The 14,994-nt window shown below is 48.9% G+C and carries 15 protein-coding genes, 1 tRNA gene and 1 pseudogene; 11 read left to right on the forward strand and 6 right to left on the reverse strand.

What is annotated here, in order from left to right; genetic code table 11:
* Both TDIS_RS05210 and TDIS_RS05215 read right to left on the reverse strand, forming a co-directional pair.
* On the reverse strand, nt 1–1,083 hold a 1,083-nt coding region (locus TDIS_RS05210; RefSeq protein ID WP_068670050.1), incomplete at its 3' end, for a capsule biosynthesis protein.
* 17 nt (nt 1,084–1,100) lie between these two features.
* Nucleotides 1,101–2,147, reverse strand: coding sequence for a capsular polysaccharide export protein, LipB/KpsS family (locus TDIS_RS05215; RefSeq protein ID WP_068670052.1), 1,047 nt, complete (start codon nt 2,145–2,147; stop codon nt 1,101–1,103).
* Between the two features lie 222 nt (nt 2,148–2,369).
* Here TDIS_RS05215 and TDIS_RS10830 point away from each other — a divergent pair, with 222 nt between their 5' ends.
* Together TDIS_RS10830 and TDIS_RS11160 are read left to right on the forward strand one after the other, a co-directional pair.
* Nucleotides 2,370–2,756 carry a transposase gene (locus TDIS_RS10830; RefSeq protein ID WP_084270974.1) on the forward strand — a complete coding sequence of 129 codons (387 nt, stop codon included), beginning with the start codon at nt 2,370–2,372 and terminating at the stop codon, nt 2,754–2,756.
* Between the two features lie 10 nt (nt 2,757–2,766).
* Entirely contained in the window at nt 2,767–2,943 is a 177-nt protein-coding gene (locus tag TDIS_RS11160) for an IS3 family transposase (protein WP_161939481.1), read from the forward strand.
* 28 nt (nt 2,944–2,971) lie between these two features.
* On the opposite strand, the pseudogene TDIS_RS11545 reads toward TDIS_RS11160, so the two are convergent.
* The 3 genes and pseudogenes from TDIS_RS11545 to TDIS_RS05230 all read right to left on the reverse strand — a co-directional run.
* Nucleotides 2,972–3,145 (reverse strand): annotated as a pseudogene (locus TDIS_RS11545) (IS256 family transposase); the annotation flags it as partial.
* Nucleotides 3,084–3,410 (reverse strand): hypothetical protein, encoded by a 327-nt coding sequence (locus tag TDIS_RS05225; protein ID WP_153303778.1) that lies wholly within the window; start codon nt 3,408–3,410, stop codon nt 3,084–3,086. The pseudogene TDIS_RS11545 and the gene TDIS_RS05225, both read right to left, overlap by 62 nt.
* A gap of 216 nt (nt 3,411–3,626) precedes the next feature.
* Nucleotides 3,627–3,702, reverse strand: a tRNA-Glu gene (locus TDIS_RS05230).
* Nucleotides 3,703–3,788: 86 nt separating this feature from the next.
* Here TDIS_RS05230 and TDIS_RS05235 point away from each other — a divergent pair.
* The 4 genes from TDIS_RS05235 to TDIS_RS05250 are packed head-to-tail and all read left to right on the forward strand — an operon-like array spanning nt 3,789 to nt 7,877.
* A complete protein-coding gene (locus TDIS_RS05235; RefSeq protein ID WP_068670056.1) occupies nt 3,789–6,074 on the forward strand; it encodes an excinuclease ABC subunit UvrA in 2,286 nt (761 codons plus the stop codon).
* Entirely contained in the window at nt 6,071–6,628 is a 558-nt protein-coding gene (gene rsmD / locus TDIS_RS05240) for a 16S rRNA (guanine(966)-N(2))-methyltransferase RsmD (RefSeq protein ID WP_068670057.1), read from the forward strand. Before TDIS_RS05235 ends, rsmD begins: the two co-directional genes overlap by 4 nt.
* Nucleotides 6,612–7,124, forward strand: coding sequence for a pantetheine-phosphate adenylyltransferase (gene coaD / locus TDIS_RS05245; protein ID WP_068670060.1), 513 nt, complete (start codon nt 6,612–6,614; stop codon nt 7,122–7,124). Before rsmD ends, coaD begins: the two co-directional genes overlap by 17 nt.
* The gene (locus TDIS_RS05250; protein ID WP_068670062.1) at nt 7,125–7,877 is read left to right on the forward strand and encodes a DUF3108 domain-containing protein; all 753 of its coding nucleotides are present in this window, start codon (nt 7,125–7,127) and stop codon (nt 7,875–7,877) included.
* Here TDIS_RS05250 and TDIS_RS05255 read toward each other — a convergent pair.
* On the reverse strand, nt 7,798–8,301 hold the full coding sequence (locus TDIS_RS05255) for a bifunctional adenosylcobinamide kinase/adenosylcobinamide-phosphate guanylyltransferase (protein WP_068670064.1): 504 nt from the start codon (nt 8,299–8,301) through the stop codon (nt 7,798–7,800). The two genes, TDIS_RS05250 and TDIS_RS05255, sit on opposite strands and share 80 nt — an antisense overlap.
* A gap of 70 nt (nt 8,302–8,371) precedes the next feature.
* Here TDIS_RS05255 and TDIS_RS05260 point away from each other — a divergent pair, with 70 nt between their 5' ends.
* From TDIS_RS05260 to clpX, 5 genes are all read left to right on the forward strand, one after another.
* Nucleotides 8,372–11,014, forward strand: a complete 2,643-nt coding sequence (locus tag TDIS_RS05260) for a valine--tRNA ligase (RefSeq protein WP_244147484.1) — start codon at nt 8,372–8,374, stop codon at nt 11,012–11,014.
* A gap of 403 nt (nt 11,015–11,417) precedes the next feature.
* Nucleotides 11,418–11,759 (forward strand): PilZ domain-containing protein, encoded by a 342-nt coding sequence (locus tag TDIS_RS05265; RefSeq protein ID WP_068670066.1) that lies wholly within the window; start codon nt 11,418–11,420, stop codon nt 11,757–11,759.
* 67 nt (nt 11,760–11,826) lie between these two features.
* Nucleotides 11,827–13,134, forward strand: coding sequence for a trigger factor (tig, locus tag TDIS_RS05270; RefSeq protein WP_068670068.1), 1,308 nt, complete (start codon nt 11,827–11,829; stop codon nt 13,132–13,134).
* 2 nt (nt 13,135–13,136) lie between these two features.
* Nucleotides 13,137–13,748 (forward strand): ATP-dependent Clp endopeptidase proteolytic subunit ClpP, encoded by a 612-nt coding sequence (gene clpP / locus TDIS_RS05275; RefSeq protein ID WP_068670071.1) that lies wholly within the window; start codon nt 13,137–13,139, stop codon nt 13,746–13,748.
* Complete coding sequence (gene clpX, locus TDIS_RS05280; RefSeq protein WP_068670076.1) at nt 13,745–14,992, forward strand: ATP-dependent Clp protease ATP-binding subunit ClpX; 1,248 nt, start codon at nt 13,745–13,747, stop codon at nt 14,990–14,992. Before clpP ends, clpX begins: the two co-directional genes overlap by 4 nt.
* Nucleotides 14,993–14,994: the final 2 nt, after the last annotated feature.

Consider the following 14,994-nt stretch of genomic DNA (forward strand, 5'->3'; position numbering starts at 1 on the left):
TAGAGAACCCTTATAAGTCAAACCTTCAATATTATAAATAGCTTTACCAAGAGCAATAAGAGGCTTTTTATGATATAATACCTGAGTTCCTACCGTGCTATTGATAAGTACTACTCCTAATGAATTTTTTATAAAAGTAGGCAAATGACAATCGTGAATATAAAAAACCCTTCTTTCAATCCTTAATTCTTTGGCTAAATTTTTAATTAACTTAGTGTAATCTTTATATCCTCTGTCTCTGGGGTGATGCTTGAACACTAAATAATGCTCTTTTTTTGCATGTATTGCAAAGGAATTCATTACATATTTAATGAAGTTTTCTACACAACTGAAATCTGAATGGATAACTACCTGAGAATCATTGTGAACCTGCAATGGAATTAAGAAATATTTATTTTTAAGTTTTTTTAATATGTATTCCTTAAGTTCCTTCTCTTTTATTTGATAATAATACTTTCTGAAAATAGACCTAATCCAAGGAAGAGCTTCTTTATATAGACAAAAAGGGAAATATAAGCTCTTATGATGGCGATAGCGAGGAAAGATAGGATAAAGAATGTTAGCTGCTAAGTAATAAAGAATAGCCCAGATTACTTCGTGCCAGAAAGGATTTCCTATCGGATTTGGATTTTCTATAAATTTTGGGGGTATATTTACCTTAGAATAATCAATATGTTGATTACACAATACCGAATAACCATTTACTCCATTTAACTCTAAAGTGACATAATTTGGTCTTATATAACCCTCTTCAAAAGAGCCAACTATAATCTTTTTTCGTTTACAAACTTCGCAAGCAATCTTATGCCATGGTCTCCAATCACTAAAAAGAAGAACAATATCAATCTTATATTTATCTATTATATCTTCCAAAAATTTTCTCCAGTGTTTCAAACTTTTTCGGAAATTTATACACTCAAAAGGATAAAATAAAAGATCCCCACCATTAAAGTTAACCTTATAAACTTTGGCTCCAGCCTTTTCCAAATCTTTTTTTAGCCACCAGAAAAAGGGACCTCTTGGCCCTTGAAGAAGCAAAACATTTTTATTTTTGTAAAAATTCAGATTTTTTAAATAGGCCATTTCGACCAGAAATTATATCAAAATTTTCTAATTTTTAAAAAGGGATCGAAAAGATTTTGCAATAATCCCCACAATTTTAACTTAAAAGGCAAATTTTTCTTCAAGTTAACAAGTTCAAAAATAGCTTCTTCCGCACTTATTCGGTTGCCATCTATCAAGCTTACATACATAGGATAAAGTAATAAAGCCCCAGCTACAAGCTCCTGAAGGCTTAATTTAATATTTCTTCTGGGATGAGGATAAATATCAGTGGTCAAGCCATAACCAGCATAAAAAGGATGTCCGTAGCAAGTTACGGGTTTTCCGGCAATGAGCGCTTCGAAACCGAACAAGGAGGTAAGAACATGCACCTCATCTGCGTATGAAATGATATCGTAACTGGAAGAATTTACACAGATCTCATCACAAAATTTCAAAAGCTCGCCTGGCTTATAACTTCCTTTCCGGTATCCTCCCACTACATCCGGATGTGGTTTATAAACTATGTAAGCATTTGGATTATGTTCTCTCACACTTTTTAGTAACTCTAAGTTAGTCTTTATATAAGGAGATCCGAACTTAATAGAAGCATCACTTTCTACTTGACCGGGAACAACAATTATTTTTTTATCCGTTCTTGGGGGTCTCCATTTTTTGTCAGTTGAGATATTATACTTCGTTATCTTGTAACGCCTCAATAATTCTATTACCCTCTGCGCTCGTTCCAAAATAACATTGTCAAATTTTCTCGCGAGCAAAATTTCCTCTAGATAGGAGGGCTTGGTTGCATCATAGTATATACCTATAGGATCAGCCACCAGAGAAATGGGTATAGATAACCTTATGCCCAGTCCTATGGATCTAATAAACCCATCCTCTAAACGATACACTTCTACCGATTTATTGAAATTGACTCTTTCGTTCTCTAATGTACTTCCCCAGACCAATAATCTTATTTTGCCCTTCTTTTGACAGAGATCCTCGACTTCCTGCCTAGAAGATAGATTTCCTTTTACGGTGGGAAAAAATCTTTTTATTATTCTTATTTTCCAGAGAGAAAATTTGTAGGTATAAAAGTCTTCCACAGTAAGCTTCTTTATTCCGGGAATTTGGACCTTTTAATTACAAAATTTCCGGGTGCTTTTCAAGCCCCTTTTTGCAGAAACGAAGATCTTATATCGTAAGGTTTTAGGTTCTAAAGAGCTCGGTGCTGAGGTATCTCTCCCCGGTGACCTGCCCCTCATTTTTCGAACCACTTGGAGTGTTAGGATTTATAGATCCAAAATCTAAATCGATGGAGGTAAGCAATGAAAAAGTTCTCTATTGACCAGCTCATCAAAATCCTGGCCGAGGCAGACACCCCAGGAAACTCCGTAGCCGCTACCGCCAGAAAATACGGCGTTTCCGAGCAAACCATCTATAGATGGCGAAAAAAATATCGCGGTTTCTCTGCCTCCGAAGCTAAACGCTTAAAAGCCCTCGAAGAAGAAAATGCACGCCTCAAACGATTGCTCGCCGAAAAAGAACTCGAAATCCAGGCCTTAACACAGGTGATTAAAAAAATTTCTGACTCGGGAGGAAAAGAAAATGTTGGCTTCCCTATTGGTACAAGAGGGTCTTTCTCTAAACAAAGCCCTCCGCCTCATAGGCCTTTCCAAGTCTTCCTACTTTTATCGGAGCAAAAAGGCCTCTGAGGAAGAAAAATTGGCTAAAAGGCTAAGGGAGCTTGCCCTGGAAAAGCCAGTTTATGGTTATCGGAGGCTCTGGGCTCTTCTTAAGCGAGAAGGCTTTAAGGTGGGTCTTAAAAGGCTTTACACCTTGTATCGGAAGTTAGGCCTGGGGCTTTCTTCCCGCAAGAGACGAGGCTACCGAAAGACCTAAAATCCGGCGCTTGTCAAGTTTTCTGTGTCTAGACCAAGAGGTTCTCATTTTTTAACCTTTCCTCGAAAAGATATCTCAGGAGGTGAGCCACCCGCTGGTATTTCCAGTTGACCCTCCTCCACCTGCCCTCTAGCAATTCCTTAGCTAGCACCCCATACCTGAAGTCCCGATCCCGTTCCGAATGGAAATAACCCCCACAGGCCTACCTTATAAAGTTGAATATCCGTCTGAGGAAAAAGGCTTGAGGTGAGGCCCAGGAGTCCAGGGTAAGCCCTAGAGCCACCTATCTGTAGTGTTCTTTCGTAGAAGCCGTTTCCCTTGTCATGGGGATGTTTCTTGAGGTGGATGGCGCGGTGTGCCAGAGCCAGGCCATTAAAGATGGAGGTGAGGAGGTTTTTAGGGGTGAAGTTTTCCCAGTTCTGGATTTCCTCTAGCAATTCTTCGGGGAAGGGGTTATGCTTTTTCATGGTATCACCTCCGTTTGTAGTTTTTTCCTTGTGGAGGGGCCCCACTAGGGGCTCCCTCTCCTTTTATCCCCCGGACACAAAATTTTGAATACCACCCGGAAAGTCAAAGTTGATCAAAAACGAATACTGGCGGTTATTAGGGCCAGGTTATGGACACCAATATGGACACCAAGGCAAGTTATAAAGCAGGGGGTGTCCGGAAACCCTTGAAACCACTGGCGGCCCCACCGGGACTCGAACCCGGGTCTCTGGCGTGAGAGGCCAGTATCCTAGGCCGCTAGACGATGGGGCCGCAGACGCTATAAAACTAACCTCCGCCTCGTTACCTGTCAAGGAAGACTTGCGGTCTTTTTGTCCTCCGGTTTATCCTTGGGCTAAATGAGATTCCAGGATGTCACCACTCACAACCTCAAAATCGAAGAGCTGAGCCTTCCGGAAAGGGCCCTCATTGTGATTACCGGGCCCTCTGGTTCAGGAAAGAGTTCGCTAGCTTTAGATACCATTGTAGTCGAAGGGCAGAGACGTTACCTCTCGGCCCTAGCCTTATCTCAAGAGGTGAAGATTCCTCCCCCACCGGATCTAAAGGAGGCTTCGGGCATACCACCTACCGTAGCTCTCCCTCAGAGGGTTCCCCCTCCGAATCCCCGTTCCACGGTAGGCACGGTAAGCAGGCTTTTAGAAGTGCTGAGGAGTCTTTTTTCTGAGCTCGGAGAAACTACCTGCCAGGGCTGCGGAGAACCTGTTCGGACTTCCACTATCTCCGAACTTTTGGCCTTTTTTGGGGAGCTTTTGCCCGGAACCAAGCTTATCGTTCTGGCTCCACTTAGCAAACCCTCCCCCAAGGCCATTTCCTATTTGCTCTCGGAAGGTTTCGGCCGTTTCGTAATCGACGGCCAGGAGCTTGACCTCACGGAGGAGCCCCTACCGGATAGCTTTGAACGGGTGGAAGTAGTTATCGACCGCTTGATAAAGAGAGAAGGCACTGAAATCCGTTTCCTTGAAGCCCTAAGGCTTGCCGAAGGCCTATCCGGAGGGCCAGTAAAAATAAAAGTCCTAGAGGGATCAGAATATAAATTCACCCTCAAAAACCGATGCCCTCATTGCCTTTTAGAAGTCCCAGGACTCTCTCCAGAAAGTTTTTCTTTCAACCATCCCCGGGGTGCTTGCCCGGAATGTGGAGGCCTCGGGGAAAAAGACGGAAGCCCGTGTCCCCACTGCGGTGGGCTGAGGCTCAGGCCGGAAAGTCTTTCGGTTCGTTTCGGTGGGAAACAGGTCTCGGAGATCCTTGAGCTCCCACTTGAAGAACTCCATGACTTCCTTGAAGAGCTGACCTTTAGCGGCCTTGCGAAAAGGCTCTTCCTCCCCTTTAGGGAAAGGGCCTTATCGGTCCTTACCACCCTTATCGAGCTCGGTCTGGGGCATCTCCACCTTCTTTCCCCTTTTCATCGACTCTCCACCGGCGAGAGAAAGCGGATAGAGATTGCAAGCCTCCTTTCAACCGGGCTTTCGGGCTGTGTCTTCGTGCTGGACGAACCCAGTCTAGGACTTGCCCTTCAGGAAAAGGAAAAACTCCTGGTTTTCATAAAGAAACTCGTACTTTCCGGAAACACGGTTATCCTGGTGGAACACGACCCCTTCTTCATCAAGGCTGCGGACTTGATAGTAGAACTCGGCCCAGGGGCCGGAGAACATGGAGGCCGGCTTCTTTTTGTGGGGTCTCCGGAGGAGCTTTCCCTAAGGGCGGATCTTCCCACCGGGGCCTTTCTTTCCGGCACAAGACGCCTAAAACGTCAAATCCGACCAACCAAAGGCACGTTAACAGTCCTCTGTGGACCTTCCGGAAGCGGAAAGACTCAGTATCTCAAAAAACTCGCAGAAGACCTCTCCGCCGAAGGGCAGGCCGTTCTTTTCATTTGCGGCGAGATCCCGGGAAAGTTAAAAGGCCTAGTAGCCAGTTTCATCGGTATCTTCAACGAGATACGCCGTCTTTTTGCCGAGACCCCCAAGGCCCGAGCCTTGAACCTCAAGCCCGCACACTTCAGTCCATTCTCCCCGGAGGGCAGATGCCCGCTCTGCCGGGGCGAGGGCCGAAGGATACTTCGAATCTCGGGAATACCAGAAACCGAAGTCCTCTGTGAAGAATGTGGAGGCACGGGTCTCAAACCCGAGGTCATGAAAGTCACCTACCGAGGGCTCACCCTCCCTGAGGTCCTTGGACTTACCGTGGAGGAGGCCCTCAATCTTTTTGCCCGCATTCCGAAGATAAACGAAACCTTGCTCTTCCTCTCAGAAAACGGCCTCTCCTACCTTAGGCTCGGTCAGCCCTTAAGGACCCTTTCCGGCGGAGAGAAGCTCCGCCTACGACTCTTTCGAGAGCTTTCAGCCCGCAGGTCAGCCGATTTCATCCTCCTCGACCTACCCTCCATGGGGCTTCACCTTACGGACCTCGAAAGACTTCTAGCCCTCTTCGAAAAACTTACGGCCGCGGGCAAAAAACTCATCCTGGCCGAAAACCATCCGGCCCTCATTCTCCTCGCAGATGAGGTCTGGCTCATGGAAAGAGGCCGCCCCGTATTTCGGGGAAAGGCAAAGGAATTACTGGAATTCGAACACCCCTTTACCAGGGGACTTGAGAAATACCTTTCCTTGGTGGAGATTCCATGAGAATCACTGGCGGCACGGTCAGAGGGCTGAAACTCATTTCCCCTAGAATCTCGGGAGTCCGACCCATGACCGAAAGGACGAGAAAGGCCCTTTTCGATATCTTAGGCCCGCGGGTCTGCGGGGCAAGGGTGCTCGATCTTTTTTCCGGGACAGGAGCCCTCGGGCTTGAGGCCCTGTCCCGGGGAGCAGAAGAAGTCATCTTTGCAGAGGCCTCTCCTCGCATGGTGAAGGTCATCCTTGAAAATCTCAAAAGGGCCGGATTCCAAAAGAAGGCCCGGGTGCTTAAGGCCCAACTTCCCCGCGACCTCAAGCGTCTTCCAGAAGGACCCTACGATCTCATCTTTATCACACCACCTTACGGTACGGGCCTGGGTCAGGAAACTCTAGTCCAGATAAAAGCCTCCTTTCTTGCCGAAGGGGGACTCATCGTGGTAGAAGAAAGAAAGCAAGAGAGCTTCTCAGTAGAGAATACCCCTTGGGAACTAGTGGAAATCCGGAAGTATGGTGAAACAGCACTCTATTTCCTGAGGAGAAAAGATGGAGCACGAGATTAAGATTGCAGTATATCCCGGAACCTTCGATCCTGTAACCTACGGACACCTCGATCTCATCAAGCGAGCCCTAAAGCTCTTCGACCATGTCATCGTAGCCATTGGGGAGAATCCGACCAAAAAGCCCCTATTTTCCCTAGAAGAAAGACTCGAAATGCTGCAAGAAGCGGTCAAAGAGATACCGGACAGAGACCGACTGGAGATCACGAGTTTCTCGGGCCTGCTGGTAGATTTCGTCCGGAAAAGGGGGGCCCGAGCCATCGTGCGGGGACTGAGAGCGGTCTCGGATTTCGAATACGAGTTCCAGCTGGCCTTGATGAATCGACGTCTGGCCCGGGACATAGACACTATCTTCCTTATGCCTGGTTTCCGGTGGATCTTCATCAGTTCCACCATCATCAAGGAGGCCGCCAAATTTGGAGGTTCGGTGGATGGCCTGGTCCCTCCAGTGGTGGCGAAGAAATTAAAAGAGAAATTCTCTTCTCAAGAAGGTTCCTAAGTGTTTATCTTCCTCTGCCTTCTGTTGGTATCTCTATCCATCCAGTCTGCCAAAGCCCAGGACCTTTACTTTGAGTACCGGGTCTCCTGGGAGTTTATCTTCATAGGGAAGATCGAAATTTGGAAAAAGGAAGGTCAGGCGGTGGCCTATGCCCGCACCACCGGGCTAGGGGCCTTCATTTTCCCCTTCAAATCTCTCTGGCGAACGGAGACCAACCAGGCAGGAGAACCCGTAAAGACCGAAATAGAAGTCCTAGAAAGAGGGCACCCGAAAAGAAAACGTATATTCTTTGACCGAAAAAATGGTTGCGTAATTAAAGAAAAGATCACTTTCGAAAAACATCGGCGCGATACCTTTCCGGCAAATTTTCCCCTTTTTGACGAACTTACCGGATTCCTGGCAGCCCTTACCTTAAACTGGGACTCCCCGGGGCAGATCTATACCCTCCCCATCTTTGCGGGGAAAAAGACACACTTCGCTCGTCTCCTCTTCAAAGGGCAGAAAGAGATCAAAACTTTCCGGGGATGGGAAAGGGTTTTGGAAATTGAGGTAAGCCTTCCTTTTGAAAGTGAACTCATCAAACGCTCACAAAAAATTCGAGTCTATCTTTCGATGGAGGGACTCCCTGTGGTAGTAGAAGGTGATATTCGTCTGGGACATCTTACGGCCTATCTCACGCGGGTTTCAACTTCAGGCTCTGCCCCGCCACCACCAGAAGCACTTCTTCACAGCGTTCTGAAAGCTCCCGATTGAGTTCCCCGAGGAGATTGACGTAGCGTCGGGTCAAGGCATCGGCCGCTACCGGAGCCAAACCGATTTCGTTTGAGACCAGAATAAGCCGGCCCGCAAAATCTTTAACCGCGGAATAGAGACTTCCAAAGTACTCATGAGGTTCCTTCCCGTAATGGAGAAGGTTCCCTAGCCATACCGTAAGGCAGTCCACCACCACAGTCTTTCCGGAAATACGCCTCAAGACCTCCGGAAGCTCCAACGGTTCTTCCACCGTGAGGAAAGTCTCTCCCCGCTCTCGCCGGTGTCTCTCAATCTTTTCGGCCATTTCAGGATCAGTGGCCTCCGCGGTGGCCACAAAGATCCTGGGGGATGGAGCCGAAAGGGCCAACTTCAACGCCAGATGACTCTTTCCCGAAGCTATGCCACCCAGGATCAGAGTTCGCATCTTGAAACCTTGCTTTTACTTTATTTTTGGCTTAAAGAAAAGGCAATCTCTCAAAAAGGGAGGGCCCTCGGTGAAGGAACTTCCAAAGGCTTACGACTTTCGGGGACTTGAAGAGAAATGGTACCGGTACTGGGAAGAACAGGGGTATTTCCGGCCCAAACTCGACCCCAGGAAACCCAAGTTCTGTGTAGTCATTCCACCCCCTAATGTTACCGGGTCGCTTCATATCGGACACGCCCTGAACAATACCATCCAGGACATCCTAGTACGCTATCGGCGTATGGACGGCTATGACGTCCTCTGGCTTCCCGGGACGGATCACGCTGGAATCGCCACTCAGAACGTGGTGGAGAGAGAGCTTGCCCGCGAAGGAAAGACCCGCCATGATTTAGGCCGTGAGGCCTTTCTTCAGAGGGTCTGGCAATGGAAAGAACGTTTTGGGAACCGCATCATAGAGCAGTTGAAACGTTTAGGGGCCTCCTGCGACTGGTCGCGGTTGCGTTTCACCATGGATGAAGGGCTCTCCCGGGCCGTACGAGAGGTCTTCGTTAGACTCTGGGAGGAGGGCCTCATCTACCGGGGGGACTACATCATCAACTGGTGCCCTCGTTGTCACACGGCGCTTGCGGACATCGAGGTGGAGCACAAGCCCATCGCCGGAAACCTTTGGTACATTCGCTACCCTCTCACCGATGGCTCAGGCGAGGTAGTAGTGGCCACTACCCGTCCAGAAACCATGCTAGGAGACACGGCGGTGGCCGTCCATCCTGAGGACGAGCGTTATCGGAACCTCATAGGTCGCAAGATAAAACTACCCCTCATCGGACGGGAAATACCTATTATCGCGGACAAGAGCGTGGACCCCGAGTTCGGAACCGGAGCGGTCAAGGTCACCCCGGCCCATGACTTCGCGGACTTCGAGATGGCTCGCCGTCACAATCTTCCTTTCGTAAAGATCATGGACGAAAACGGACGGATGACCGAAGAAGCCGGGCCTTACGCCGGCCTTGATCGCTTCGAGGCCAGAAAGAAGGTAGTGGCGGACCTTGAGGCTCAGGGATTTCTCGTCAAAACCGAAGATTACGAGGTCATGCTTGGCCATTGTTACCGTTGCGACTGCGTGGTGGAGCCGCTTCTCTCAAAACAGTGGTTCGTGCGCATGAAACCCCTGGCTCAGCCGGCCACAGCGGCCGTAGAGAATGGCTTTATCCGGCTCGTCCCCGAGCAATGGAACAACCTCTATTTCGACTGGATGTACAAGATTCGGGACTGGTGTATCTCGCGGCAGATCTGGTGGGGACACCGCATCCCGGCCTGGACCTGCCAAGACTGTGGAAAGACCATAGTGGTCAGGGAGGATCCCGAAAGCTGTCCAGAATGCGGGTCGAAAAACCTTCGGCAGGAGGAAGACGTCCTTGACACCTGGTTCTCCTCGGCCCTCTGGCCCTTTTCCACCCTGGGTTGGCCGGAAAAAACCGAGGACCTCAAGGCCTTTTATCCTACCTCGGTACTGGTCACCAGCTTTGACATCCTCTTTTTTTGGGTGGCCCGAATGATCATGATGGGCCTTCATTTCATGGGGAACATTCCCTTTCGCACGGTCTATATCCACGCCCTGGTACGGGACGAGAAGGGCCAGAAAATGAGCAAGAGTCGAGGCAACGTCATCGATCCGGTGGTCATGATCGAAAAATACGGAGCGGACGCCCTGCGGTTTACACTTGCGGCCCTAGCGGCCCAGGGCCGGGATATAAAGCTTTCGGAATCTCGGATCGAGGGTTTCAAACACTTCGTCAACAAGATCTGGAACGCCGCTCGGTTCGTACTCATGAACCTTGAGGACTATGAACCTCGAGAACTCAAATCCGAGGCCTTACCGCTTCCATCGCGCTGGATCCTCTCGCGCCTTCAGAAGACCATTCAGAAGGTGCGGGACCGACTTGAGGCCTACGAATTTGACCAGGCAGCCCTGGCCATCTATCACTTCTTCTGGCACGAGTTCTGCGATTGGTACGTGGAAGCCTCCAAACTCTATCTTCGGGAGGGCGGAGAGGCCAAGCGTCTTGCCCAGAACGTCCTCCTTCACGTGCTTGAGACCTCGCTGAGACTCCTTCATCCCTTCATGCCCTTTGTGACCGAAGAGCTCTGGCAGGCCCTTCCCCATGAAGGCCAATCTATCATGGTAGCTCCCTATCCCAAGGTAGAAGAGAAGTTCGTTTCTCCAGAGACCGAAAAGGAAATGGACCTCGTTCGGGAAGTTGTAGTGGCGGTCAGAGGTATCCGGGCGGACTATCGCCTTCACCCCACCCGCAAGCTCCCGGTGGTAATTCTCACCTCAGAAGAGTCGGTTAAAGAAGTCCTTAGGGAGCATAGCCCCCTAATAGAGCTTCTGGCCGGAACGGAAGCCCTGCAGATAGAGGTGTCCGGGGAAAGACCTCGGGGGGCGGCCTCAGTGGTTTTGACAGAGGCCGAAGTCTTCGTACCGTTGGCGAACCTGGTGGATGTAGCCCAAGAGATCAAGAGACTCTCCAAAGAAAAGGAAAAGTACTCCAAAGAACTTGCCCGTGTTCGGGCCAGACTTGAAAATCCAAATTTCATCGAAAAGGCCCCAGAAGAGGTAGTAACTAAGGAAAAGATCCGAGCTGAGGAGCTTACGGAGAAACTAAAACGCCTAGAGGAAAACCTTGAACGTCTGAAAGAGATCGAAACTTGATGTTTATTTCCTTAACTTCTTCCTCTTCCGTGAAATCGACAGGTTTTCGGCCCGGCTGAAGGCCTGGGAAAAACTGGAGGGCCTCAAAAAATGTGAGGAGATACTTTTACATGAGGTAGAAATGGAGGGGAAAGGGAGAAAGTTCGTCCTCAACTTCCGGATGATCGTTTAATTTCTCTCGCTCGCCCCTCATTTTTTTATTTTAATGCTAGCTCTCAAATTCGAAGATCACTCCATTCTCAAAAGAATAGTAAAAATATCCAATAAAATTTAAGAAAATTAGAAGTTAATCTCAATTAATAGGACGAAATCCTGAAACAACTCCTTCCAAAAAATTTGGAAATTTTAATTTAATGAATAAAATGAAAAGAATGAGGTTTTTCGTTAGTGAGCGAGTTAGTTAGTGGCTGAAAGAAGGTGGTTTAACCGTTATAAAGTTAGAGCCTCGGGGGCCCTAGCTAATAACACTTATATGTGTAAGGTAGAACTTTTAGACTTGAGTGCAGCAGGGGCCCGGGTAAGGGGAAATTTATACCGAATAAAAGAAGGCGATGAGATCTATTTATCCATCGCCTTCAAACCTCCGATTAAAGCCAAAGGCATTATACGCTGGTGCAAGAAAACCGAAGAGGGCCTAGAAGCGGGTATCGAATTCACCTATATGGATTTTAAGACCCAGCAACATCTCCAGGCCTTTCTCTCCCAAATAGCCTTGGCCAGTATGTCCGACGCTTATCTTCGATAGGTCTTGTCGCCAACCTTAAATCCCGTTAGGTTTTTAAGAAAAATTTCTGGGGAAAGGAGTAGCTTCTATGAAGGTAAACGTAGAAGACATAAGTGCCGTGGAAAAACGCTTGCAGGTAGAAATTCCTCCAGAGGAAGTGCTTAAGGCCATTGATCGTACCTGTCAGAAACTTTCCCAAGAGGTAAATCTCAAAGGCTTCCGTAAGGGACGGGTACCCAAATCGGTGCTAAAACGTCTCTTCCGGGAACATATCGAAGATCGAGTGGCCGAACTTCTGATCTCGGAATCCCTCCCCAAGGCCGTCAAGGAAAGCGGTCTGGAACCTATCCTAAGGCCCGTAGTGGAAAGTCATGGCCGAGTAAACGAAAATGAGGCCTTTCAATACACGGCCGCTGTAGATATCCGTCCGGAGTTCGAGCTGCCGAGGGAAGTCTATATCGGACTCGAAGTGGAAAAACCCTCGGAGGAGGTCTCCGAAGAGGAGGTAGAACAGTACCTCGAGGCCTTGCGTTACACCTTCGCGGATGTCAAAAAGGCCCCGGAAGATCACGAACTCCAAGAACGGGATGTAGCCATTCTCTCCTTTCGGGCCTTTGATGGGGATAAGCCCGTTCCAGGACATGAAGCCGAGGCCCTTTATGTGGACGTAGGCACAGGGGAATTCGATGAAAGGGTGGAAAAGGCCCTCATTGGCCACAAAGCCGGGGATGAAATAGAAGTAGAAGTGGAATATCCCGAGGATGCCCTGAACGAGCTTCTGGCCGGCAAAAAGATAAGGTATGAGGTAAAAATTCGCGAAATCTACATTCGGGAATTGAGCCCTCTCAATGACGAATTCGTGGAAAAGATGAAACTAGGTTTTAAATCCGCCGAGGACTTAAAACAACGGGTTAGAGCCAGATTGGAAGAGGAGAGGAAACGCAAGGCCGAAGAGACCCTTAGAGAAAACCTCCTCTCCAAGATCCTCGAAAAGGTAGATTTTCCGGTCCCTGAGCGTTATATCGAATTCAAAATCGCCCAAATGCTCGAGGGCATCGAACAAGACCTCCAGCAAAAAGGGCACACCTTCGAGTCCGCGGGTATTTCTGTGGAAAGGCTTAAAAAACGGCTACGGCCCGTAGCTGAAAGACAGGCCCGGGAAGAAATGGTTCTTGAAAAGATCGCCGAGCAGGAAAACATCACCATCACCCAGGAGGACCTAGAGAAGAAGGCCCAGGAAATGGCCAAGGCCTCGGGGGGCAAACCCGAGGACGCCATGCGAGTGATCATGACTTACATGGTTCCGAAGCTTCTGGCAGAAAAGACCTTGCAGTTCCTGGTATCCCAAGCTACCCTTAAAAATGGCTCTGAAAATCAAGAAAAAAGTGAGGATTAAGAATGCCTCTTATTCCTATCGTCATTGAACAAACCGGCCGGGGCGAAAGGGCTTATGACATCTATTCCAGGTTGCTCCGAGAGCGAATTGTTTTCATCGGAGGCCCCATCGACGACCAACTGGCCAATCTGGTGATCGCCCAACTCCTATTCCTCGAGGCCGAAGATCCGGAAAGGGACATCATGCTCTACATCAACTCCCCCGGAGGGATCGTGACCGCAGGGCTGGCCATCTACGACACCATGCAGTACGTGAAACCTGACGTCTGTACCATATGCCTGGGGCAGGCCGCCAGTATGGCGGCGGTTTTACTTGCGGCAGGGGCTAAGGGTAAGCGCTACGCCCTACCCCATTCCCGGATCATGCTACATCAGCCCATGGGAGCTTTTCAGGGACAAGCCACGGACGTGGACATCCAGGCCCGAGAAATCATCCGCCTTCGGGAACTCCTCAATAACATCTTAGCTAACCATACCGGACAGCCGGTCGAACGCATAAAGGAAGACACCGAGAGAGATTTCTATATGTCAAGCCATGAAGCCCTAAAATATGGTCTCGTTGATAAGATCATCGAACACCGGGAAAATAAAAAGGAGGCTCAAGAAAAATCATGAATCGTTCTAGGACAACCTCCGAACTCCATTGTTCCTTTTGTGGAAAAAGTCAACAGGAGGTCCGCAAGCTCATCGCCGGACCTTCGGTCTATATCTGTGACGAATGCGTGGAACTCTGCAACGAGATCATCGCCGAGGACTACGAAAAAGAACTCGCGGACGAAAAACTAAAACGTATCCCTAAACCTTCGGAGATCAAGGATTTTCTCGATCAATATGTCGTAGGGCAAGAACGGGCCAAAAAGATCCTGGCGGTGGCGGTCCATAACCATTACAAACGCATTGAAAGTGGCCTCAATCTCAAGGATGTAGAGCTCCAGAAGAGCAACATCCTCCTCATAGGCCCTACGGGTTGCGGAAAAACCTTACTGGCCCAAACGCTCGCTAAGTTCTTGAACGTACCCTTTACCATTGCCGACGCCACTACCCTTACTGAAGCTGGATATGTAGGCGAAGACGTGGAAAACATCCTCCTCAATCTGCTTCAGGCCGCAGACTTCGACCTTGAGCTTGCCCAGAGAGGGATCGTTTATATCGATGAAATAGACAAGATCGCTCGCAAATCCGAAAGCCCCTCCATCACGCGGGACGTCTCCGGAGAGGGGGTGCAGCAGGCCCTCTTAAAGATTCTTGAGGGCACCATTGCGAACATCCCTCCCAAAGGAGGTCGCAAGCATCCCCAGCAGGAATATATTCGGATGGACACCACCAATATCCTCTTTATCTGTGGTGGGGCCTTTGTAGGTCTGGAAGAGATCATCAAACAGCGCCTTGGAAAAAGCGGGATCGGCTTCGGAGCCAAGATCAAGAATGTAAACGATATGAGTATTGGTGAGATTCTAGCCCAGGTACAGCCGGAAGATCTCATCAAGTACGGCATGATTCCGGAATTCGTAGGCCGGATTCCGGTAGTGGCTACGTTAGACGAGCTTACTGAGGACGAATTGATAAAGATCCTCACCGAACCCAAAAACGCCTTGGTCAAACAGTATCAAAAGCTTTTTGAAATGGATGGGGTGGAGCTCCGTTTCACCGAGGGAGCCCTTCGGGCCATTGCCCGGGAAGCCACGCGCAGAAAAACCGGAGCTCGAGGACTTCGAGCCATCCTGGAAGAGGCTATGGTGGACGTGATGTATGAGTTGCCTTCGCTTGAAGGCGTAAGGGAGTGCGTCATCACCGAAGAGGTCATCTTGCGGAAGGAAAAACCAATCATAATTTATGAAAAGAAAGCCCAGGAGGCTTGAAT

This window comes from Thermosulfurimonas dismutans (genome assembly GCF_001652585.1).
Taxonomy (GTDB): Bacteria; Desulfobacterota; Thermodesulfobacteria; order Thermodesulfobacteriales; family Thermodesulfobacteriaceae; genus Thermosulfurimonas; species Thermosulfurimonas dismutans.

What these genes read in the sequence shown, in the direction of transcription:
- tig (WP_068670068.1), top strand. Translation starts at nt 11,827, where the DNA reads ATGAAGGTAAACGTAGAAGACATAAGTGCCGTGGAAAAACGCTTGCAG.
- coaD (WP_068670060.1), top strand. Translation starts at nt 6,612, where the DNA reads ATGGAGCACGAGATTAAGATTGCAGTATATCCCGGAACCTTCGATCCT.
- TDIS_RS05255 (WP_068670064.1), bottom strand. Translation starts at nt 8,301, where the DNA reads ATGCGAACTCTGATCCTGGGTGGCATAGCTTCGGGAAAGAGTCATCTG.
- TDIS_RS05235 (WP_068670056.1), top strand. Translation starts at nt 3,789, where the DNA reads ATGAGATTCCAGGATGTCACCACTCACAACCTCAAAATCGAAGAGCTG.
- TDIS_RS05225 (WP_153303778.1), bottom strand. Translation starts at nt 3,410, where the DNA reads ATGAAAAAGCATAACCCCTTCCCCGAAGAATTGCTAGAGGAAATCCAG.
- rsmD (WP_068670057.1), top strand. Translation starts at nt 6,071, where the DNA reads ATGAGAATCACTGGCGGCACGGTCAGAGGGCTGAAACTCATTTCCCCT.
- clpX (WP_068670076.1), top strand. Translation starts at nt 13,745, where the DNA reads ATGAATCGTTCTAGGACAACCTCCGAACTCCATTGTTCCTTTTGTGGA.
- clpP (WP_068670071.1), top strand. Translation starts at nt 13,137, where the DNA reads ATGCCTCTTATTCCTATCGTCATTGAACAAACCGGCCGGGGCGAAAGG.
- TDIS_RS10830 (WP_084270974.1), top strand. Translation starts at nt 2,370, where the DNA reads ATGAAAAAGTTCTCTATTGACCAGCTCATCAAAATCCTGGCCGAGGCA.